The sequence below is a fragment of the Mycobacterium sp. 852002-51971_SCH5477799-a genome (assembly GCF_001667145.1).
In the GTDB taxonomy this organism is placed as follows: Bacteria; Actinomycetota; Actinomycetes; order Mycobacteriales; family Mycobacteriaceae; genus Mycobacterium.
In genome coordinates, this window is the sequence record NZ_LZIF01000083.1 from 163,606 (window position 1) to 185,284 (window position 21,679).

The 21,679-nt window shown below is 67.5% G+C and carries 21 protein-coding genes; 6 read left to right on the plus strand and 15 right to left on the minus strand.

Annotated elements, in window-relative coordinates; all coding sequences use genetic code 11:
- Positions 1-23: 23 nt before the first annotated feature.
- The 3 genes from A5753_RS11235 to A5753_RS24835 all read right to left on the minus strand — a co-directional run bounded on the left by A5753_RS11235 (position 24) and on the right by A5753_RS24835 (position 1,601).
- Complete coding sequence (locus A5753_RS11235) at positions 24-479, minus strand: hypothetical protein (protein WP_067127157.1); 456 nt, start codon at positions 477-479, stop codon at positions 24-26.
- Positions 476-1,213 carry a 4-hydroxy-tetrahydrodipicolinate reductase gene (dapB, locus tag A5753_RS11240; RefSeq protein WP_067127327.1) on the minus strand — a complete coding sequence of 246 codons (738 nt, stop codon included), beginning with the start codon at positions 1,211-1,213 and terminating at the stop codon, positions 476-478. The genes A5753_RS11235 and dapB overlap by 4 nt, the downstream gene beginning before the upstream one ends.
- 82 nt (positions 1,214-1,295) lie before the next feature.
- The gene (locus A5753_RS24835) at positions 1,296-1,601 is read right to left on the minus strand and encodes a hypothetical protein (protein WP_231990059.1); all 306 of its coding nucleotides are present in this window, start codon (positions 1,599-1,601) and stop codon (positions 1,296-1,298) included.
- A gap of 552 nt (positions 1,602-2,153) precedes the next feature.
- Here A5753_RS24835 and A5753_RS11250 point away from each other — a divergent pair.
- A complete protein-coding gene (locus A5753_RS11250; protein WP_067127163.1) occupies positions 2,154-3,512 on the plus strand; it encodes an HNH endonuclease signature motif containing protein in 1,359 nt (452 codons plus the stop codon).
- A gap of 5 nt (positions 3,513-3,517) precedes the next feature.
- Here A5753_RS11250 and A5753_RS11255 read toward each other — a convergent pair whose 3' ends face one another.
- Positions 3,518-4,600 (minus strand): dihydrodipicolinate reductase, encoded by a 1,083-nt coding sequence (locus tag A5753_RS11255; RefSeq protein WP_067127167.1) that lies wholly within the window; start codon positions 4,598-4,600, stop codon positions 3,518-3,520.
- Positions 4,597-5,616, minus strand: coding sequence for a Rieske 2Fe-2S domain-containing protein (locus A5753_RS11260; protein WP_067127170.1), 1,020 nt, complete (start codon positions 5,614-5,616; stop codon positions 4,597-4,599). The genes A5753_RS11255 and A5753_RS11260 overlap by 4 nt, the downstream gene beginning before the upstream one ends.
- 122 nt (positions 5,617-5,738) lie before the next feature.
- On the opposite strand from A5753_RS11260, the gene A5753_RS11265 reads away from it, so the two are divergent.
- A complete protein-coding gene (locus A5753_RS11265) occupies positions 5,739-6,389 on the plus strand; it encodes a TetR/AcrR family transcriptional regulator (RefSeq protein WP_067127173.1) in 651 nt (216 codons plus the stop codon).
- Between the two features lie 43 nt (positions 6,390-6,432).
- Here the strand turns inward: A5753_RS11265 and A5753_RS11270 are convergent, their stop codons facing one another.
- The 5 genes from A5753_RS11270 to A5753_RS11290 form a co-directional block, all read right to left on the minus strand.
- Positions 6,433-7,509 carry a PDR/VanB family oxidoreductase gene (locus A5753_RS11270; protein WP_082971274.1) on the minus strand — a complete coding sequence of 359 codons (1,077 nt, stop codon included), beginning with the start codon at positions 7,507-7,509 and terminating at the stop codon, positions 6,433-6,435.
- 12 nt (positions 7,510-7,521) lie between these two features.
- Complete coding sequence (locus tag A5753_RS11275; protein ID WP_067127177.1) at positions 7,522-9,279, minus strand: SDR family oxidoreductase; 1,758 nt, start codon at positions 9,277-9,279, stop codon at positions 7,522-7,524.
- On the minus strand, positions 9,279-10,187 hold the full coding sequence (locus tag A5753_RS11280; protein ID WP_067127180.1) for a metal-dependent hydrolase: 909 nt from the start codon (positions 10,185-10,187) through the stop codon (positions 9,279-9,281). The genes A5753_RS11275 and A5753_RS11280 overlap by 1 nt, the downstream gene beginning before the upstream one ends.
- Positions 10,188-10,310: 123 nt before the next feature.
- On the minus strand, positions 10,311-11,783 hold the full coding sequence (locus A5753_RS11285; protein ID WP_067127183.1) for an NAD(P)/FAD-dependent oxidoreductase: 1,473 nt from the start codon (positions 11,781-11,783) through the stop codon (positions 10,311-10,313).
- A gap of 24 nt (positions 11,784-11,807) precedes the next feature.
- On the minus strand, positions 11,808-12,269 hold the full coding sequence (locus A5753_RS11290; protein WP_067127187.1) for an SRPBCC family protein: 462 nt from the start codon (positions 12,267-12,269) through the stop codon (positions 11,808-11,810).
- Between the two features lie 90 nt (positions 12,270-12,359).
- On the opposite strand from A5753_RS11290, the gene ald reads away from it, so the two are divergent.
- The gene (gene ald / locus A5753_RS11295; RefSeq protein WP_067127190.1) at positions 12,360-13,475 is read left to right on the plus strand and encodes an alanine dehydrogenase; all 1,116 of its coding nucleotides are present in this window, start codon (positions 12,360-12,362) and stop codon (positions 13,473-13,475) included.
- 6 nt (positions 13,476-13,481) lie between these two features.
- Here the strand turns inward: ald and A5753_RS11300 are convergent, their stop codons facing one another.
- From A5753_RS11300 to rpsO, 4 genes are all read right to left on the minus strand, one after another.
- Positions 13,482-14,507, minus strand: a complete 1,026-nt coding sequence (locus A5753_RS11300; RefSeq protein WP_067127193.1) for a nitronate monooxygenase — start codon at positions 14,505-14,507, stop codon at positions 13,482-13,484.
- A gap of 59 nt (positions 14,508-14,566) precedes the next feature.
- Complete coding sequence (locus A5753_RS11305) at positions 14,567-15,949, minus strand: pitrilysin family protein (protein WP_067127196.1); 1,383 nt, start codon at positions 15,947-15,949, stop codon at positions 14,567-14,569.
- Positions 15,927-18,194, minus strand: coding sequence for a polyribonucleotide nucleotidyltransferase (locus tag A5753_RS11310; protein WP_197694659.1), 2,268 nt, complete (start codon positions 18,192-18,194; stop codon positions 15,927-15,929). Before A5753_RS11310 ends, A5753_RS11305 begins: the two co-directional genes overlap by 23 nt.
- Before the next feature lie 359 nt (positions 18,195-18,553).
- Positions 18,554-18,823, minus strand: a complete 270-nt coding sequence (gene rpsO / locus A5753_RS11315; protein WP_064879510.1) for a 30S ribosomal protein S15 — start codon at positions 18,821-18,823, stop codon at positions 18,554-18,556.
- A gap of 171 nt (positions 18,824-18,994) precedes the next feature.
- Here rpsO and A5753_RS11320 point away from each other — a divergent pair, with 171 nt between their 5' ends.
- A complete protein-coding gene (locus A5753_RS11320) occupies positions 18,995-19,336 on the plus strand; it encodes a helix-turn-helix transcriptional regulator (RefSeq protein ID WP_067127202.1) in 342 nt (113 codons plus the stop codon).
- Between the two features lie 3 nt (positions 19,337-19,339).
- Complete coding sequence (locus A5753_RS11325) at positions 19,340-19,825, plus strand: SRPBCC domain-containing protein (protein ID WP_067127204.1); 486 nt, start codon at positions 19,340-19,342, stop codon at positions 19,823-19,825.
- A 23-nt stretch (positions 19,826-19,848) separates the two neighbouring features.
- Here A5753_RS11325 and A5753_RS11330 read toward each other — a convergent pair whose 3' ends face one another.
- Complete coding sequence (locus A5753_RS11330) at positions 19,849-20,826, minus strand: bifunctional riboflavin kinase/FAD synthetase (RefSeq protein ID WP_067127207.1); 978 nt, start codon at positions 20,824-20,826, stop codon at positions 19,849-19,851.
- A gap of 112 nt (positions 20,827-20,938) precedes the next feature.
- Here A5753_RS11330 and mntR point away from each other — a divergent pair, with 112 nt between their 5' ends.
- On the plus strand, positions 20,939-21,631 hold the full coding sequence (mntR, locus tag A5753_RS11335) for a manganese-binding transcriptional regulator MntR (RefSeq protein WP_067127210.1): 693 nt from the start codon (positions 20,939-20,941) through the stop codon (positions 21,629-21,631).
- Positions 21,632-21,679 lie beyond the last annotated feature (48 nt).

A 21,679-nucleotide genomic window follows, 5' to 3' on the forward strand; every position in this document is an offset into this window, starting at 1 on the left:
GTGCACGATCAGTAGCGTCTTGCTCACGGGCTGCCCTGCAGGTTGACGGCCGTCCTCATAGCCTCGCGGGCGCGGCGGCGGTCGCCGGCAGAGTCATAGGCGCGGGCGAGCCGGTACCACCGCCGCCAATCGTCCGGGTGGTCCTCCACCTCGGCGCGGACCGTGACGAACAGTTCGTCGGCCGCATCGCGCCGGATGCGGCCCGACTGGCGGCGCGGCAGCGCGCTGGTGTCCAGTTCCATTCCGTCGGCCGCGATCAGCCGGGCCAGTTTCTGGTGGGCGAACCCGGCGCGCAGGGTGGCGATCATCGCCCACAGCCCGATCACGGGCAGGATCAGCACCGCCAGCCCGAGGCCCACGGCGGCCGCGCGGCCAGAGCCGATCATCGCGACGGCCACGCGCCCTAGCAGCACGAAGTACACCAGCAGCGCGACGCACATGAAGGCGACGAGCAATTGGGTGCGTAGCGCTTTGGTCATTGCAGATCGAGCAGGGCCTCGAGACCCACCGTGAGGCCGGGGTGTTCTTTGATCCGCCGCACGGCCAGCAGCACCCCCGGGACGAACGAGGTCCGGTCGATGCTGTCGTGGCGGATGGTCAGCGTCTCGCCCTCGGTGCCGAACAGGATCTCCTGATGGGCGACCAGCCCGGCCAGCCGCACCGAGTGCACCGGGATACCGTCGACGTCGGCGCCGCGCGCGCCCGCCAGGCCGGTACTGGTGGCATCGGGGTTGGGCGGCAAGCCCTTTCGCGATTCGCCGATCAACTTCGCGGTGCGGGTCGCGGTTCCCGACGGGGCGTCGGCCTTGTGCGGATGGTGCAGCTCGATCACCTCGGCCGAGTCGAAGAAGGGCGCGGCCTGCCTGGCGAAGTGCATCGACAGCACCGCCCCGATCGCGAAGTTCGGCGCGATCAACACCGATGTGCCGGGGCCACCCGCGAGCCAATCCTGCACCTGCTGCAGCCGCTCGGCGGTGAAACCTGTGGTTCCCACGACAGCGTGAATTCCGTTGTCTATGACGAACTTCAGATTGTCCATCACCACGTCGGGATGAGTGAAGTCGATGGCGACCTCGGTGTCGCCCTCGGTCAGCAGGCTCATGGGATCGCCGGCGTCCACTTCGGCCGAGAGGGTCAGATCTTCGGCGGCCTGCACGCCCTTGACCATCGCCGATCCGACCTTGCCCTTGGCTCCCAGCACTCCTACCCGCATGGCCTTCACCCTAGACCGGGTCGGTTCTGCCCCGTGGCGTGTGTCTTTTCACCACGACTCGGACGTGGACTTCTCGCGCCGATCAGGTGTGGACGAGTAAGCCCGCTTCGGTGTACGGAGCGCGTTGCGCGGGATCGTTGATCGTAATGTACAGGTCGCCTGCCCTCGGCATAACGAAGCCGACGAACCCATGCGCGGTCTGCCCGTCGTGAAGGCCGCCCGTTATTAGCGGCGGCATCTTGTCGAGCCTCTGGTGGTCGACCGCTAACGATGACGGCTGCGGCGCATCGTCGGGATGGGTCCATGGCTGAGTGCCGCCGCCGTATCCGGCGAATATGTAACGGTGGTCGAACTGGAAGAACTGGTGGGAAGTCGCGGTGATGGTCATTTCCACCACGTTGCACGCGGAGCCGTCCGTCGGAGCCGCAAAGTGAGAAGCGCACCCCGGCGGGAACCACGTGGCACTGTTGACAGTGATGTCGGCGGTCGCGCCCCCGGCCGCCCGCGCATGCACGGGCACGCCCATCTGACCAATGGGAAATGGTGCACCTTCGGGCGTGGGGTCGGCCGCAGCGGAGGGACACGGGCATGCGGCAATAGCCACGGCGACCGCGGCTGCCGCTGGTACAAATCCCGCGCGCACCCCGGGAGGTTACCCGCAGCGCTGCCACGAAAAACGCGGATGTCTCTGGTGTCCGCGAGCGTGGACCGTTGAGTGGCAGGTGCGCGTTCTGCGAGGCGGCCTGGCGCCGCCCGTGGTGCCGGGTTGGACGTCGAACTGCGAATCCCGTTGCGGCTGAACGATTCGGCCCGCGCGTTCCCAACGGTGCCGCCGGCGTTTTCAGCTAGACCGGGTGGCGTTGTCCACAGTTCGCGGTTTATCCACAGCTGCCGCTCGGTCCGTCTCACCGCGTGGTGCGGCCGGGCATAAGATTCGAACATGCATTCGATTGAAGTCCCGGCCGAGGTGTCCGCGGCCCTGGCCGCGCAGGATGCCGCCGACGCGGCGATCCGCGGCCTGAACTTCGATGCACTGAGCCCCGCCGTCCGGCTGCGCGTCCTCGAACGGATGGAGGCCTCGCGTCGGCGCCAGGTCGCGGTGAGCCATGACGTCATTGCCGGCTTGGCGGCGGAGGACCCCGCCGACATAGGCGGCCCGGTGCACAAAGTAGTCGCCGACTGGCTGCGGATCAGCTATGCGGAGGCGTGCCGCCGGCTTCGCGACGCCGCCGAGTTGTCGCCGCGCTTGACCCTCACCGGCCAGGAGCTGCCCCCGCAGTTGCCGGCCACGGCCGTGGCGTGGCGTGCAGGCGCTCTCGACGGTCACCACCTACGTGTCATTCAAACGTTTGTCCGGGATCTCCCGGAGTCCATACCCGCGGCCACGGTGGACGACGCCGAGCGATTCCTGGCCGGGCAGGCGCGGATGTTGCGTCCTGATCAGTTGCAGAGGCTCGCACACCAATGCGCGCTGCGGATCAACCCTGACGGCAAGTTTTCCGACGCCGACCGCGCGCGCCAGCGTGGGTTCACCTGGTGCGCCCAGCGGGCCGACGGGATGAGTATCGGAAAGCTGATCGCCTCTGCAGAGTTGCGCGCCAACCTCGACGCCTGGCTATCACGGTTTGCGGCCCCCGGCATGTGCAATCCGGACGACCAAACACCTTGCATCGCAGGCGAACCCGGCGACGAGCTGGTGCGCGCCGATATGCGTAGCCCCGCGCAGCGCCAGCATGACGCGCTCAACGCCCTGGTGCGCGACCAGCTGGGCGACCCGAAACTCGGCCGGCACAACGGACTGCCGGTCACGGTAATCGTGTCGACCACACTGCAGGAGCTGACATCGGGAACCGGGCGAGCCGTGACCGGTGGCGGGACGCTGCTACCGATGCGCGATGTGATCCGGATGGCCCGCCACGCCTACCACTATCTGGCCGTGTTCGACGAGCACTCAAGCCGCCCACTGTATCTCGGCCGGTCTCGGCGCATTGCGACGCCGGATCAGCGCATCGTGTTATACGCGCACGACCGCGGCTGCACCCACCCCGGCTGCGACGCACCCGGCTACTGGTGCGAGGTCCACCATCTCGACGAGTGGGCGGCCGGCGGCCTGACCGACGTGGACAATCTCACGTTTGCCTGCGTTCCGCACCATAAGCTGGCCGAAAAGGGCTGGCGGACAGGGAAAACACGGCAGGGCGACACCGAGTGGATACCGCCGCCTGGGCTAGACCGCGGGGTGCGCACCAACGACTTTCACCATCCCGAACGCCTCTTGGACGGGGATGAGCCGAAGTGACCTGTCTACTTCTTGAATCGCCCGGCGAACCCGCGCAGCGGCAGGTCGGAGCTGGTGATCAGCCCCGGTGGCGCCGCGACCACCGACTTGATGGAGGCCAGTGCGGGCATGCCGGTGACGGTCATGCCGATCGAGGCGAAGTTGTCCGGGTTGGACAGGTCGACGCCGGGCTTGGGGAAGATCATGTGCTTGTTGTAGATGCAGGGGTCGCCTTGAATCTGAGTGATGTAGCAGCCCTTGATGTTCCAGCTGGGGTCGGTGTGCTGAGTCATCTGCCATTCCAGGTGCGTTTCGACCCGCGGCACGCCTTCGACCATGCCCTGGTACTTGATGTAGTTACCGCCCAGCGAGCCCTTGGGCAAGGTGTACCAGCCCAGGTCGACGTCCTTGGTGCACGCGCCCAGCTCGTAGCTGAACTTGACCTCGTCGAGCCGCAGGTCGAAGCAGTCGGCCATCATGTACACGCTGTCGGCGAACACTCGGGTGTACTTCTCCAGCTTCGACGGGATTTCGGGGTCGTCGACCGGCTGGCCGTAACCCACCTCGATCCAGGTGTCCTTGGAGTGATGGCACGACACGTCGACCGATTCGATGGTGGTGACGTTTTCGATGTCGGCGACGTCCGCCGAGCACACCACGCCCAGGATCTGGTTCAAGCCCGGGTTCATCCCGGTGCCGTAGAACGTGGCGCCGCCCTTGTCGGCGGCTTCGGCCAACAGTTGGCTGACAGGCTTGCCCGACGGGTGCGGGTGGTTCTTGTCGCGGTGCCAGCCGGTGATCCAGTCGGCGGTGGTGACGATATTGATGCCCGCCTCAAGCACTTTGACGTAGAGGTCCTCGTCGGGAAACACACCGTGAAACGTCAGCACGTCCGGCCTGGCGGCGATGATCTCCTCGATCGTCCCGGTGAACGCCACCCCGTTGGGCGCCAGCCCGGCGAACTCTCCGGTGTCCTTACCGACCTTCTCCGGCGAATAGCAGTGCACGCCAATGAGTTCGATGTCGGTTCGGCTGGCGATCCGCTTGATCATCTCCGATCCGACGTTGCCGCTCCCGACCTGAAAGACGCGAACCGGTGCTGTACTCATTGCCTTGAGCCTTCCTGCGCTACGTGCGCCTCGGGATAGAACTGCTTGGCCCACTTGCGGATTGCGGTGAAACCTTCATACTCGTCGGTGGCCAAAGCCGGCGGATCCGAATAGCGCTGGTGCTGCCAGATCTCGATGTCCTGCTCGAACTGGCGGATGACCTCACGCCCGAATTCGTCCGCCTTGGCTCGAGCTTTTTCCAGTCCCGCCACGGTTTCTTTGTGCGGCGTCCGCCCGATGTAGACCATGAAGCGAACATCGGAGGTGAACTCATCGATCGGCGTGATCGCCGAGATGGTGCGGTTGTCGATCATGCCCCAGCTCTTGGTCACCGCGATGCCCAGTCCGCCGTTGATGGCCTGCACGCCGCTGTTGACGTCCTCGATCTTCTGACCGTCGTCGCCCTCGAAGGTGATGGTGAAGTCGACGTAGGACACCGGCTCGTCGAAGTCGTGGCGGGTGAACACCGGCACGATCGGGGTGTTGTGCACGTACTTGAAGTGCGCGAAGTCCACCCCGTTCTCCAGCACGTATTGGGGGTGCATCTCCAGGCCCTCGCGGTACAGGCGCTGTTGCGGGTAATAGTCGTCCGCGCTGCTGCCGTCCTCGAACGCGGCGAAAACGTCCGGCGCGTCGAAGTAGGGCTCACGGCGGTCCAGGTCGTGCCAGATATACACCGACGCGTTGCGCTCGGCCACCGGATAGGTGCGGATGCGCCGGCCGCGGTTGGGCCGATCCTGGTAGGGGATGCAGACGTTGCGGCCCTCGGCGTTCCACTGCCACCCGTGGAATGGGCACTGCAGCACCTCGCCGACGACCTTGCCGCCGTAGCCCAGATGCGCGCCCAGGTGCTCGCAGTAGGCGTTCATCACCGTGAGCTCGCCGGATTCGGCGCGCCAGGCGACCATCTCCTGGCCGAAGTACTTCATCTTGTGCACGTCGCCGACGCCGATCTCGTCGGACCAGGCGACCTGGAACCAGCCGGTCGGTGTCATCGACAACGGTGGCTTAGCCATCGAGCCCTGCCATGTGAGCTGCCCTCCCTCGCGTACGCATAATAGGCCGCGTCGCCACAAAATCAAAGTACCCTCTATGAAACTCAAGGATCCGGCCCGCTCCGACTAGATAGGATCGGCGAATGACCCGTCAGAGCAGCGCGGCCGGCGTCGCGGGCCGGCGCCCGAATCGGCGGGGCCATGCGACCCGCGAAAGCATGCTCGAGGCGGCGTTGCGCTCGCTGGCCTCCGGCGAGCCGGGTTCGGTCTCGGCCAACCGCATCGCCAAGGACATCGGCGCCACCTGGGGTGCGGTGCAGTACCAATTCGGCGACACCGACGGGTTCTGGGCCGCCGTGCTGCACCGCACCGCCGAACGTCGCGCGGCGACGTTCTCCACGCTGTCGGCGCCCATCTCGCCGGACGCCCCGCTGCGCGAGCGTGTCGGGGCCATCATCGATACCCTCTACGGCGGCCTGGCGTCCGCGGATTCACGCGCGATCGAAAACCTGCGGGCCGCGCTGCCGCGTGATCCCGACGAACTCGAGCGGCTCTACCCGCGCACCGCAGCCGAGCTGTTTTCCTGGGGCAAAAGCTGGCTGGAGACCTGCCAGGACGCCTTCGCCGGCCTGGCTGTCGACCCGGATCGGGTCCGCGAGGTCGCCGCCCTGATTCCCGGCGCGATGCGCGGCCTGGTCTCCGAGCGTCAGCTGGGTTCCTATGCCGACCTCGACATGGCGCGCCGGGGTCTGACCAACGCTCTGACCGCCTACCTCGAGCAATCCCGGCCATAAGGGCGGACACACGATCCGCGAAGCCACGCCAATCGATTTCGCCTCAGGCGTCGATGACGACGCGTTCGCCGTCGGCCCGCGAGACGCACACCAGCATGCCATCGTCGCCGGGGTCGGTGCGGCCACGGTGATCCACTTGTCCGGCAAGCACTTTGACCCGGCACGTGCCGCAGAATCCTTGCCGGCACGAGTACGGGGTGGTTGGGTTCTTGTCGAGCATGACCTCGAGCGCGGTCCGATTCGCCGGTACCGCGAGCACCTGGCGTGATCGCGCGAGCTCCAATTCGAACGGCACCCCATCGACGACGGGCGCGGGGCTGAACCGCTCGTAATGCAGTGGCGCACCGGCATGCTCGTTGCGGGCGATGCGCACGGCCTCCAGCATGGCGCTGGGCCCGCAGACGTAAACGGCGGTCGCCGGTCCCGCCCCGTCCAGCAGCTCCGCCACGGTGGCGAAACGGCCGCGCTCGTCGTCGGCCCACACTGTCACCCGGTCGGGCCCCAGCGACACGACCTCGTCGAGCAGCGGCATGTACTCGCGGCTGCGGCCGGCATAGATTGCGCGCCAATCGATCCCGCGCTGCGCGGCCACGCGAAGCATCGGCAGGATGGGTGTCACCCCGATGCCGCCGATGACGAACAACACCTCTTGCTCGGCGGTGCCGAGGTAGAACGCATTGCGCGGACCTTCGAACGCCAGCGTGTCGCCCACGTCGAAAGTCTCATGCATCTCGATGGATCCGCCTCCGCCGTCGGCGATCCGGCGAATGGCGATGCGGTAGTCGGTGCGCCGCCCGGGCGCACCGCACAACGAGTACTGCCGGCGCCGGCCCGACGGCAACAGGACGTCGATGTGGCCACCCGGTGTCCAGGACGGAAGCAACCCGCCGTCGGGATCGGCCAGGGTCAACGCGACGACGTCCGGCGCGACGACCTCGCGCTTGGTCACCACCGCGGTCAGCTTGCGCTGCACCGGCTTCACCCGCGACGGCGACCACCGTGACACCGTGGCGAAGCCCTCGAATATTGCCCGCACGCCCCACAGCAACGACCCGAAACGGTCGTGGGCGCGCCGTCCGTACAGGTCGGCGGGTCTGCTGGACCAAATACTCTCCGGCACCGAAACCGTCCCCTATTTCTGCCGGATGTCCAAGCGCGCGAACAGCCGAATCGCCCCCGGGCTAATGCGCCGCATCGCGTAGCCGATCCGCGACTCCGCGGCGATCGGCAACACGGCCGGAGCGGTCTTGACGGACTTGACGATTGCCTTGGCCGTCGCCTCGGGGGTGAAGTTGCGGCGCCGATAGGCGGCGTCGGCCTTGCCCCGCGCCCGCTCCTGCTGGTCCGCGCTCATTCCCGCGTAGATCGTGTTCTTCGCGATGTTGGTGTTGACGAATCCCGGGCACACCGCCGTGACGCTGATCCCCTCGTCGGCGAAGTCGGCCCGCACCGACTCGCTCAGCGCCAGCACCGCCGCCTTGGTCGTGCTGTAGGCGACCATGGACTTCGACGGCAAGTATGCCGCCGCCGACGCCACGTTGATGATCGTGCCGCCCTCGCCACGTTCGACCATCTGCGCCCCGAACGCCCTGCTGCCCGAGATGACGCCGTGGACGTTGACGCCCATGATGCTTTCCCAGTTCGCCGAGCTTGTCTCCAGGAACCGGCCCGCCATCCCGATGCCGGCGTTGTTCACCAGGATGTCGACCACGCCGTGTTCGTCGCGCACTTGGGCCGCAAGCTCGTTCATGGCGGCCTCGTCGCTGACGTCGACCTGGTAGACCGCGGCCTCGGCGCACGCGGCGCGCACCGCGTCGGCGGTCTCCTTGGCGGCGGCCACATCGCGATCGGCGAGGACGATCTTTCGGGCGCCGTGCCGCGCCAGCTCCACCGCCGTGGCCCGGCCGATTCCGGCGCCGGCGCCGGTGACCAGTGCGAGTTTGCCGCGCACGTCACGTCGCTCGCCGCGCACCTCGGCCGCACCGGCGGCGGGCGCGCCACCGACGTTGCGGTCGACCCACTCGGCGGTCAACCGGGCGATGACGTCCGGACGCGACGTCACCACCCAGTGCCCGCCCTCGATCTCGATCACCCTGCCGCCGCCCGGAATTGCTCCGGTGAACCGCTGCAGCGCGGGCGTGACGAACATGTCGCGGCGCGGCACCAAAGTCTGGACCGCGACCTTGGTCTCGGGAAGCCGGCGTCCCGGCGCTAGCATCGGCGCCGGCATGTTCACCCGGTACAGGTTGAGCCCGTGGACATAGTCGGTGACCGAGCGCAGGGTGTCGTGGTTCTGGCTGCGCGTGCTCGACCGGCCGATGCGCTCAAGTGCCGCAATGACTTTCACGCCGACGCGCAAGCGAAACGACAGTTCCGGCACGCCCGGGCACAAGAAGAAGCCGATATAGCCCGATGCGATCAGTTGCCTGATGACCCGGGCGGCGGCACGCGGCGAGCGAGCCGAGCGCAGGAATGCGCCGGCATAGTTCAGGTGCGGGCCCGAGATCGAGGTGAAGGAAGCGATTTTGCCCATCACCGAGTCGTCGGTGACCGCGGCCCATGCCTGGATCGACCCCCAGTCGTGGGCCAGCAGGTGCACCCGCCCTACACCCAGGCTGTCGATCACCGCACCGATGTCGGAGACCAGTTGCGCGAAGCCGTATCCGGATCTCTGTGCGGGACGGGTTGATTCACCCGCCCCGCGTACGTCGTAGGCCACCATGTTGTAGGGCTTGCCGGCCAGTTCGTGGGCTACGCCGTCCCAGACATGGTGGTTATCCGGAAATCCGTGAATTGCCAAGATGGTTGGCCGCGTCGGGTCGATGTCGGTGTACCGGTGCACGGCCAGCGTGACGCCGTCGCTGGCGGTGATGGTCGAGGTGGTGGTCATCAGTGCGAGGCGCGCGCGGCCGGTGAGACGGCCAGGTAGTCGACGGCCAGCCCGAGTCCACCGAGCTGAGAGGGGTGAAAGCCCGGCCGGTAGTAGTTGCCGACCGCCCGGACGAAGCGCATCGGACCGGGCACCAGGCCGCGGCGCGCGGCGGAGAAGTAGTCGCGCCAGCGCGGTTTGGTGTGCGGCGGCAGCTGGGGATCCAGCGAATACATGAACCGCACACCGCGGATCCATAACAGCAGCATGGCGGGCGTCACGACGAGCTGGGCCCGTACCTGCCGCCAGTAGCCGGCCCGCAGATGCTTCATGGTGTCGAAGGCCACCGCCTTGTGCTCGACCTCCTCGGCGCCGTGCCAGCGCAGCATGTCCAGCATCATCGGATCCGTGCCGATATTGTCGTGGGCCGGCGAATCGAGGATCCACTCGCCCAGAATGGCGGTGTAGTGCTCGATGGCGGAGACGAGCGAAACCTGCTCGAGCAGCCAGCTCTGCTGGCGGCGCTGGCTCCAGTTGGGCCGGGGGCCGAGCAGCCTCTCGAACAGCCACTTGATCTGGCCGGTGTAGGGGGTCAGGTCGATGTCGCGCGCGGCGAAGTGGGCGAGCACGTTGGCGTGCGCCTGCGAATGCACGGCCTCCTGGCCGATGAAGCCCTGCACGTCGAGCCGCAGCTGGTCGTCCTTGATCAGCGGCAGCGTCTGCTTGAACACCTCGACGAAGAACTCTTCCCCGGCGGGCAGCAGCAGGTGCAACACATTGAGGACGTGGGTGGCAAACGGCTCACCGGGCACGTAGTGGAACGGCAGCTGCGCCCACTCGAAGTCCACGTCGCGGGCCTCGAGCACCAGTCGCTCGTGGTCCAGCGAGGCGTCGTGTGGGCCCGCTGCTTGGTTATCGACGGTCAGCATCGTGCCCCCTACCTCGGCGTTTAGCCCTCGATCACGGTCTTGCGGTGGACGTCGCGCGTCCCAAGTATAAATACGCGGCGCAAATATGCGAAACCGTCGGTACTGGGTTCTTTGTGATGGTCCTCAGCCCGCAGCGACGTGCCCACGCAGCTCGTACTGGCCGGGGTCGGGGTTGGCCAGCATCCGGCGATGTTCGGCCGGCGTGAGGGGCCACACCTCGGGCACTCCGTCCTTGTTGAGGTACCAGCTGTTACAGCCGGTGGTCCATACGGTGTCCGGCATCGCGGCGCGCAGCTTCGCGTTGAAACGCTCGGTCGCGGCGGCCGTCGGCTCGATCGTGTCGAATTCGCGGCGGCGCCAGCGCTCGATCCAGCCCAGGATGTGGTCGGCCTGCGATTCGGCCACGGTCGTCAGCGCGAGATTTCCCACCGGGCTGTGCGGTCCCAGCATCATGAAGAAGTTGGGAAAGCCGGACAGCGCCACGGTTTGGTAGGCCCGAGGCCCGTCGCGCCAGACGTCGTTGGCGCGGATGCCGTCGCGGCCGATCAGCTCCATCGGCCGGAAGAAGGCGTGGGTGTCGAATCCGGTGGCGAGCACGATGATGTCCACGTCGTGCAGGACGCCGTCGCCGGTGACGATGCCGCGGGGTTCCACGTGGTCGATGCTCGCCGTCACCAGTTCGACATCGTCGCGCTGCATGGCCCGGTAGAAACCGTTCGACATCACCAGGCGCTTGCAGGCCGGCGTGTAGTCGGGCGTCAGCGATCGCCGCAACTCGGGATCGCGAATTTCCCAAAGGCTGGCGCGGCACAACGCCGCCATGATCTTTCGGCGCAGGCCCGGCTTGGTCAGCCCCACCGCGAAGAAGTCGAACCCGAGGCTGTAGATGCGGTACGCCAACATATCCAGCCACGGCAGCTTGCGCCGCGTGATCCCGGTGAAGCCGCTGTAGCGCGGATTCGCCAGCCGCAGCACCCATTGCGCGGTGCGCTGGAACAGCGCGACGTGGCCGGCCACCCCGGCCAGACCGCACACCAACTGCACGCCCGTCGACCCGTTGCCGACGATCGCGACGCGCCGGCCCCGCACGTCCACGCCGTGATCCCAGCGCGCGGAGTGAAACACGTTGCCGCCGAAGTCATCCAGGCCCGGGATCGACGGCAGTCGCGGGTGATGCAGCACGCCGGTGGCCGAGATCAAGAAGTCGGCCTTGAATTCCTGGCCGGCTTCCTCGCCGCCGTCGGTGCGCAGCACCCAGCGGCCGTCGTCGAAACGCGCGTGGACGATCTCGGTGCCGAACCGGATGCGTTCCCGCAGCCCGTAGCGGTCGGCGACGTCGCGGAAATAGGCCTGGATTTCGCCGCCGGGCGAGAAAAGATGCGACCAATCGGGATTTTTGGCGAAGCTGTACTGATAGATGCGCGACGGGATGTCGCAGACCAGGCCGGGGTAGGTGTTGTCCCGCCAAGTGCCGCCGACCTCGTCGGCCTTCTCGTAGACCGTTACATCGATACCGCTGCGCAGCAAGGCAATTGCGACGCACAACCCCGACATACCGGCTCCGACGACGGCTACGGCGGGATCGCGTCGCGTCATCGGTACTCCCGGAGTTGTCTTCGGCTACTCGGTCTCGGCGCGCTGCTTGAGGCGCTGCAACGTGAGCCGGATGTGCTCGGTGTTGGCGGCCGCGCGATCTTTCACGCCGGTGGCCCTGCCGGCGACCTTACGAAACCACCCGGGCCTGCGGTCCCAGGTGCTTTCGGTCACCTCACACCCGCCGTCGGCCGCGACGATGTCGTATTGCCAGCGGGCGACCGGAAACACGGTGTGGCTCACGTCGAACGCGAAGCGGCGGCCCGGTTCCGCGTCGGTGACCGTGCACTTGGTGCTCCAGCTGCGGCTGCCGCTCTTGTTGTGGCCGGTGAACACCGCGCCGGGGCTCACCGCGTCGCCTTTGCGCCATTCCATCGCGACCGCCTCCTCGGCCAGCTCGGCCAACGTGGGCAGGTCGGTGATGAGCCGATACACCACCTCTGGGCGGGCGTCGATCTGCACGGTGGCCTGCACGCACGGGTCGGTCATTCGCCGATCATAGCCAGCAAACAGCCAGCCTTTGCGGCTCCCGCGAAGTTTCTTCACACTTGAACGTGTACCGGCAACCAAGGGGCGATCATGCGAGTCGGCGTACCGACCGAGACCAAGACCAATGAGTTTCGGGTCGCCATCACCCCCGCCGGCGTCGCCGAGCTGACACGCCGCGGCCATGACGTGTTTGTCCAGGCCGGCGCCGGAGAAGGATCGGCGATCAGCGATTCGGAGTTCAAGGCGGCGGGCGCCCAGCTGACCGAGACAGCCGAGCAGGTCTGGGCCGACGCGGAGCTGCTGCTCAAGGTCAAAGAACCGGTACCGACCGAGTATGTTCTGTTGCGGCGCAACCAGATTCTGTTCACCTTTCTGCACCTTGCGGCGTCGCGGGCGTGCACCGAGGCGCTGTTGGCGTCCGGAACGACGTCGATCGCCTACGAGACCGTCCAGACCGCCGACGGCACCTTGCCGCTGCTGGCCCCGATGAGCGAGGTGGCCGGCCGGCTGTCCGCACAGGTTGGCGCCTATCACCTGATGCGCACCCACGGCGGGCGCGGCGTGCTGATGGGTGGTGTGCCGGGCGTCAAGCCCGCCGACGTCGTGGTGGTGGGTGCGGGGACGGCCGGATACAACGCGGCCCGGGTCGCGGGCGGCATGGGGGCGTCGGTCACGGTGCTCGACGTCAACATCAACAAGCTCCGGCAGCTCGACGCGGAGTTCGGCGGCCAGGTCCGCACCCGCTACTCGTCGGCCTACGACCTCGAGGGCACCGTCAAGCGCGCCGACCTGGTCATCGGCGCCGTGCTGCTGCCCGGCGCGAAGGCTCCCAATTTGATCCCGAATTCCCTTGTCTCGCAGATGAAACCGGGTGCCGTGCTGGTCGACATCTCGATCGATCAGGGCGGTTGCTTCGAGGACTCGCGGCCCACCACGCATGACGACCCGACCTTCGCGGTGCACGACACCGTGTTCTACTGCGTGGCGAACATGCCCAGCGCGGTGCCCAAGACGTCGACGGTGGCGCTGACCAACGCGACCATGCCGTACGTGCTCGCGATCGCCGATCGAGGCTGGCGGGCGGGGTGCCGCTCGGATCATGCTCTGGCCAAAGGCCTTTCGACGCACGACGGCGCGCTGCTGTCCGAGCAGGTGGCCATCGATCTCGCCCTGCCGTTTACCGACCCGGCGGCCGTTCTGGGCTGAGCCGCGCTAACTGGTGGCCGCGAGACTGGCGATGATGTCGGCCGCGGGGCCCGCGCACGCGTTCTTGAACGACGTCCCGGCCCACAGCGGCATCCCGTTGGGGTCCTCGATGGCGGCGGCCGCTTCCCGGATCGGTGAGGTCATCTGGTTGACCTCGGGGTAGCCCAGCGGCGCGACGTGATCGAGCATGCGGGTGAAGTCGTTTTCCAGACCGCGCGCGTAACGGCCCGAAAACGCCCGTGTGACAACGGTTGTGGCGAACAGCGGGTTCTTCAGCGCGACGCGGTGTGCGGAGTTGGTGCCGGCCTCGTCGGCGAGCAGTAGCGCGGTGCCCACCTGGGCCGCCACCGCTCCCCTGCGCAGCGCGGCCCCCACTTCGTCGGCGGTGCCCAGTCCGCCCCCCGCGATGATCGGCACGTCGTGCGCGTTGCGGATACGGTCGATGAGCTGATGCAGCGATTCGTTGGCGGGTTCCATGTCCGGCGCGAAAGTGCCGCGGTGCCCGCCGGCGGCGGGGCCCTGAACCACGAGGCTGTCCGCGCCGGCCGCCACGGCGACTCCCGCCTCATAAGCCGACGTCACAGTGACCATCACGAGCAGGCCCAGCGCGCCCAGGCGCCGGATCACGTCGGGCGGCGGCACGCCGAAGGTGAAGGACACCAGCTCGGGCCGAAGGTCGGCGACCACCTCGAGCTTCTGCTCCCACTCGTCGTTGTCGCCGTGCTGCGGGTGACCGACCTCCACCTGGTAGTGCTCGGCGATTTCTTCGAGTTCGGCCGCGTAGTAGTGCAGGGCCACCCAGTCGGCGACGCTGGGTTGGGGCACAAACAGGTTCACCCCGAGCGGACCGGTGGTGGCCTCCCGCGCGGCGCCGATGTCGTCGGCGAGCTGCTCGGCGCTGCGATGCCCGCCGGGGACGAATCCGAGCCCACCGGCGTTGGACACCGCCGCCGCCAACGCGGGGGTCCCGGGCCCGCCGGCCATGGGGGCGCCCACGATGGGCACCACGATGTCCCAAAAGCCCAGTACCATTCGGCTAATCCGCTGACGGCGAGCGGCGGCACGGCGCGAGTGTGGAGGCGGACATTGAGCTACCCTACCATCGCCCGAAGTTGTTGGGGCAGTGACCGTTTGGCGGCGTAAGGGCCCAGAACCGCGGCGCCGTAGCGCTGCCCGAGCAGCTTGTGCGCCACCGCGTTGACCTCGTCGACGGTCACCTGGTCGATCTGGCGCAGGGTGTGCTCGATGCTGCGGTGTTTGCCGTAGTTGAGTTCGCTGCGGCCCAGCCGGCTCATCCGCGAACTGGAATCTTCGAGGCCGAGCACCAGGCTGCCGCGCAACGATCCCTTGGCGATGCGGCATTCCGATTCGGTGATGCCGTCGCGCGCCACCGATTCGAGCACGCCGCGGGTCACCGTCATCACCTCGGCGAAGCGCTCGGGCTGGCAGGCGGCGTAGACGGACAGCGCACCGCTGTCGGCGAAGATGTCCACCGTCGAGTACACCGAGTAGGCCAGCCCGCGCAGCTCTCGAACCTGCTGGAACAACCGCGAGCTCAAGCCGCCGCCGAGCGCGGTGTTGAGCACCGACAGCGCCCAGCGATGCTCCCAGCCACGCCCGGGGGTGCGGACACCCAACGACACGTGCGCCTGCTCGGCGTCCCGGTTGCCCAGCAGCAGAGCGGGGTGGCCGGTGACCCGTCCGGCACCCTTGCGCGGCGCGATGGGTTCGCGGCCGCGAACCAGATGCGGCCCGAAGTGCCTGCGCACCAACGCGACCACCTCGTCGTGGTCGACGTTGCCGGCCACCGCCACGACCATCCGCTCGGGCGTGTAGCGCCGGACATGGAACGAGTGCAGCTGGTTTCGCGTCATCGACGCCACCGACCGCGCGGTGCCGATGACGGGGCGGCCCACCGGATGGTCACCGAAGAGCGCGCTCAGGAACATGTCGCCGAGCGCGTCCTCGGGGTCGTCGTCGCGCATCGCGATCTCTTCGAGGACCACGTCGCGTTCCAGCTCGACATCGCCGGCAGCACAGCACCCGTTGAGCACCACGTCGGCGACCAGGTCGACGGCCAGCGCCAAATCGCTGTCGAGCACGTGCGCGTAGTAGCAGGTGTGTTCCTTGGCCGTGAACGCATTCAGCTCTCCCCCGACGGCGTCCATCGCCTGCGCGATGTCCACCGCGGTGCGGCTGGGCGTCGACTTGAACAGCAGATGCTCGAGGAAGTGCGCGGCCCCGGCCACGGTGGCACCCTCGTCGCGCGAGCCGACACCGACCCAGACCCCGACCGATGCGGAACGCACCGAGGGCAGGTACTCGGTGACCACCCGCAAGCCGCCCGGCAGCGTGGTGCGCCGCAGCGCGGCCTGGGGTGCCGATTCCGCCTCAGCGGCCTTGCCCCGGCGCAGGGCGCCGGCCCGACCGGGACGAGCCCCGGTCGGCGCGTCAGCTGCTCGCCGTTGCGGCATCGGCAGGGGCGGCCGCCGGAGCGTCGGCGGGAGCCGCGTTGTCTTCCTCCACCAGGACCAGCGAGATCTTGCCGCGCTTGTCGATGTCGGCGATTTCGACGCGCAGCTTGTCGCCGACGTTCACCACGTCCTCGACCTTGGCGATCCGCTTGCCTTTACCGAGCTTGGAGATGTGCACCAGGCCGTCACGCCCGGGCAGCAGCGACACGAACGCACCGAAATCCGTTGTCTTGACCACGGTTCCGAGGAACCGTTCGCCGACCGTCGGTAGCTGCGGGTTCGCGATGGCATTGATCCGGTCGATCGCTGCCTGCGCCGAGGGTCCGTCGGTGGCGCCGACGAACACGGTGCCGTCGTCCTCGATGGAGATCTGCGCGCCGGTCTCCTCGGTAATGCCGTTGATGACCTTGCCCTTGGGCCCGATGACCTCGCCGATCTTGTCCACCGGAACCTTGATGGTGGTGACCCGCGGTGCGTATGGGCTCATCTCGTCGGGCTGGTCGATCGCCTCGGCCATGACCTCCAGGATCGTCAGCCGCGCATCCTTGGCCTGCCCCAGCGCGCCCGCCAAGACCTGCGACGGAATGCCGTCGAGCTTGGTGTCCAGCTGCAGCGCGGTGACGAAGTCCTTGGTGCCGGCGCACTTGAAGTCCATGTCGCCGAACGCGTCCTCGGCGCCCAGGATGTCGGTCAAGGTGACGAAGCGACGCTCGGTCTTGCCGTCGACCTCGACATCATCGGAGACCAGACCCATCGCGATGCCGGCCACCGGAGCCTTCAGTGGCACACCGGCATTCAGCAACGACAGGGTGGACGCACAGACCGACCCCATCGACGTCGAGCCGTTGGAGCCCAACGCCTCCGACACCTGGCGGATGGCGTACGGGAACTCCTCGACGCCGGGCAGCACCGGGATCAGGGCACGCTCGGCCAGCGCGCCGTGCCCGATCTCGCGTCGCTTGGGCGAGCCCACGCGGCCGGTCTCGCCGGTGGAATACGGCGGGAAGTTGTAGTGATGCATGTAGCGCTTCGCGGTTTCCGGTCCCAGCGAGTCGATCTGCTGAGCCATCTTGACCATGTCGAGCGTGGTCACACCCAGGATCTGGGTCTCCCCGCGCTGGAACAGGGCGCTGCCGTGCGCCCGCGGCACAACGGCGACCTCGGCCGACAACGCGCGGATGTCGGTGATGCCGCGGCCGTCGATGCGGAAATGGTCGGTCAGGATGCGCTGGCGCACCAGCTTCTTGGTCAGTGACCGGTAAGCGGCGCTGACCTCCTTCTCGCGACCCTCGTAGGTGTCGGCGAGCCGCTCCAGCACCTCGGCCTTGAGCTCGTCGGTGCGGGCGTCGCGCTCGGCCTTGCCGCCGATGGTCAGCGCCTTGGCCAGCTCGTCGGTGGCCACCGAGGCCACCGAGTAGTAGACGTCTTCCTGGTAGTCCGGGAACGTCGGGTACTCACCCACGGGCTTGGCGGCTGCCCCGGCCAGCTCCTCCTGCGCGGTGCACAACACCGCGATGAACGGCTTGGCGGCCTCGAGTCCCTCGGCCACAACGCTTTCCGTCGGCGCCTGGGCGCCGCCCTCGACGAGCTCGATGACCTTGTCGGTGGCCTCGGCCTCGACCATCATGATCGCGACGTCGGGACCATCGGAGCCGTCGACCTTGCGGCCGGCCACCACCATGTCGAACACGGCCTGCTCGAGCTGCTCGACAGTCGGGAACGCCACCCAGGTGCCGTCGATGAGCGCGACCCGCACGCCCCCGATCGGACCCGAGAACGGCAGGCCGCTGAGCTGGGTGGAGGCCGACGCGGCGTTGATCGCCAGCACGTCGTACAGGTCATTGGGGTCCAGGCTCATGACCGTCACCACGACCTGAATTTCGTTGCGCAGCCCGGCGACGAACGACGGGCGCAGCGGCCGGTCGATGAGCCGGCAGGTCAGGATCGCGTCGGTGGAGGGACGGCCCTCGCGACGGAAGAAGGAACCGGGGATGCGACCGGCGGCATACATCCGCTCCTCGACATCGACGGTCAGCGGGAAGAAGTCGAAGTGCTCCTTGGGGCTCTTGCTGGCGGTGGTCGCCGACAACAGCATGTTCTCCTCGTCGAGATACGCGACCACGGCGCCAGCTGCCTGCTGGGCCAACCGGCCGGCCTCGAAACGGATAGTGCGGGTGCCGAAGCTCCCGTTGTCGATGGTGGCGGTCGCCTCGAACACGCCCTCTTCAATTTCAGCGACAGACATGGACGTCCGTACGGCCTCTCTTGTTATTCAGCTTTTTCGCGTGGCCACGCGCGAACCGCAGGCCGGACGGCCACGGGTCACCCGCGGGAGGCGCTGAGTCTGAATACGGCTACGGCCATCGATCGAAGCGGCCGACCTGCCCCAGATCCGGAGAGCCCGGCAGCCACTACCGAAGACCGCCCGATGCAGACTGGGCTGCTCCCTCGGGGGTGCGTAGTGACACGCTGGAACGGCACACGCGGATCTGCGTGACCGCACCGTTTGCTCGGGCCGAACCGGCCCAGAACGTCCTCACTCTACACGGGCGACCTCTGCCCGCGATATCGCTCGGAATTTGCGGTGCGCTGCACCGGCTTGCGTCAGCGACGCAGGCCCAGCCGCTCGACCAGCGAGCGGTACCGCGCGACGTCGATTTGTGCGACGTACTTCAGCAACCGACGCCGGCGTCCGACCAGCAGCAGCAGTCCGCGCCGCGAGTGGTGGTCGTGCTTGTGCACCTTCAGGTGCTCGGTCAGGTCGGCGATCCGCTTGGTCAACAGCGCGACCTGCGCCTCGGGCGAACCGGTGTCGGTGCCATGCAGGCCGTAGTTGCCCAGGATTTCTTTTTTCTGCTCGGCAGTCAGCGCCACGAAACTATCTCCATCAATCGGTGCCGCGAAAAATCTCATGCGCGGCCGCCGCGGACTGCAGCACACGCCGTATCGGCTGGCGAGTCTATCAGCGGCGCCGACGTCTACCGAAATCGCAGGCCAGCGCCGGGCCCTTGACAACATACAACCATTTGGTTGTATGTTGATCGGGTGACTGTAGACCAGGAAGACCGGGTGGACGCCCTGTTCCACGCGCTCGCCGACCGAACCCGGCGCGACATCATGCGCCGGACACTGGCCGGGGAACACTCGGTTTCCGCGTTGGCACTCAAGTACGACATGAGCTTCGCGGCGGTGCAGAAGCACGTCGTCGTGCTGGAAAAGGCCGGCCTTCTCACCAAACGACGAAGCGGTCGCGAGCAGCTGGCCAGCGGTGAGGTGGCGGCCGTGCGGTCGGTGGCCGCGATGCTCACCGAACTCGAATCCCTCTGGCGCGAGCGCATCGCCCGCGTCGACGAACTCATCGCATCCGACTCAAATCAGGAGGACTGAACCATGCCCGTGACCGACGTCCAGCACGACCCGGACAACCTGACGCTGACCATCACGGCGGACTTCGCCGCGCCGGTGGCCCGAATCTGGCAGGTGTACGCCGACCCTCGTCAGTTGGAGAAGGTGTGGGGGCCGCCGTCCCACCCGGCGACCGTCGTCGACCACAGCCTCACACCCGGCAGTCGCACGACGTATTTCATGACCGGACCGGACGGCGAGAAGTACGCCGGGTACTGGGAGATCACGGCCGTGGACGAGCCGACGAGCTTCTCCTTCCTGGACGGCTTCGCCGACCTGGACTTCAACCCGAACCCCGACCTCCCGGTCTCGAGGAATGTGTACGCATTCGCCGAGCACAACGGCGGCACTCGCGCGACCTACGTGAGCACCTACTCCTCCGCCGAGGCGCTCCAGCAGGTGCTGGACATGGGCGTCGTCGAGGGCGCCTCCTCGGCCATCAACCAGATCGACGACCTGGTCGCCGCCTGACGCCTCCTGGGGACTCCTGCGAATCAGTCCTGGGCTGAGAGGGTGATGCGGGCCCGTTCGGTGTCGTTGCCCATCGCGGCCACGAGTTCCTTGACGGAGTCGAACTTGTGCTGACCACGGATGCGGGCGACGAAATCCAGGGCTACATGCTGGCCATAGAGATCGGCGGCGGTATCCAGGACGAACGCCTCGACCGTGCGGGTGCGCCCGGAGAAGGTCGGGTTGGTGCCGACGGACACCGCCGCCTGGTAGCGCTCACCGGGGACGACGGTGCCGGTGGCCGGGCCGTGGCCGAGCACGGTGAACCACGCGGCGTACACGCCGTCGGCCGGGATGGCCGAATACATCGGCGGCGCCACGTTGGCCGTCGGGTAACCCAGCTCGACGCCGCGTCCATAGCCGCGGACCACGACACCCTCGACGCGGTGCGGCCGACCCAGCGCCTCGGTGGCCGCCCCCATGTCACCGGCGTCCACGCAGGACCGGATGTAGGTGGACGAGAACGTCACGGTCTCGTTGCTGTGATGCTCGGACAGCAGCGACATCGACTCGACGGCGAACCCGAAGCGGTCACCGGCGCGCCGCAGGGTCTCGACGTTGCCGGCCGCCTTCTTGCCGAAGGTGAAGTTCTCCCCCACCACGACCTCCACGACGTGCAGGTGCTCCACCAGCAGCTCGTGCACATAGCGCTCCGGGGTGAGCTTCATGAAATCGGTCGTGAACGGCATCACCAGGAAGACGTCGATGCCCAGTTCTTCGACCAGTTCGGCGCGGCGGGTCAGCGTCGTCAATTGCGCGGGATGACTACCGGGATAGACCACTTCCATCGGATGCGGATCGAACGTCATCAACACGGTCGGGACGTTGCGGGCCCGCGCCGCCTTCACCGCATGCGCGATCAACTCGGCGTGGCCGCGATGCACGCCATCGAACACACCGATGGTGAGCACACACCTGCCCCAGTCCGTGGGTATCTCGTCTTGGCCGCGCCACCGCTGCACGCCCGCAAGCCTACGGCGCCGAGTGGTCCGCCGGGAGATCCAGATGGGCTGAGCCTCGCCATGGTGCCGGGAACACGCCGGATCAGGCTTGGGTTGCCTAAACTTTCTGGTTGTGAGGGCTGACGAAGAGCGTGGCGGTATCACCGCGGTCGGCCAGGACTACCTCAAGGTCATCTGGAATGCCCAGGAGTGGTCGCTGGAGAAGGTCAGCACCAAGATGCTGGCCGAGAAGATCGGGGTATCTGCCAGCACGGCCTCGGAGTCCATCCGCAAACTCGCCGAGCAGGGCCTCGTCGACCACGAGAAGTACGGCGCGGTCACGCTGACCGAGGCGGGGCGACGGGCGGCGCTGGAAATGGTGCGCCGGCACCGGCTGCTGGAGACCTTCCTGGTCAACGAGCTCGGCTACGCCTGGGACGAGGTGCACGACGAGGCCGAGGTGCTCGAGCACGCGGTGTCCGATCGCCTGGTGGCCCGCATCGACGCGAAGCTGGGGTTCCCGCGGCGCGACCCGCACGGTGACCCGATCCCGGCCTCCGACGGGCAGGTGCCCACCCCACCGGCCCGGCAGTTGTGGGCGTGCGACGACGGTGATTCCGGCACCGTGGCGCGCATCTCCGACGCCGACCCCGAGATGCTGCGCTATTTCACCGACGTCGGCATCAATCTCGACTCCCGGCTGCGGGTCCTGACCCGCCGCGAATTCGCCGGCATGATCTCGGTCGCGATCGACTCCGGCGACGGCGCCGAGACGACGGTCGACCTGGGCAGCCCCGCCGCCCGTGCTATTTGGGTGACGGCCTAGCTAGTTCGATTCGCCGAGCATGCATTCACGGCGAGGTTTCGGCCGTCT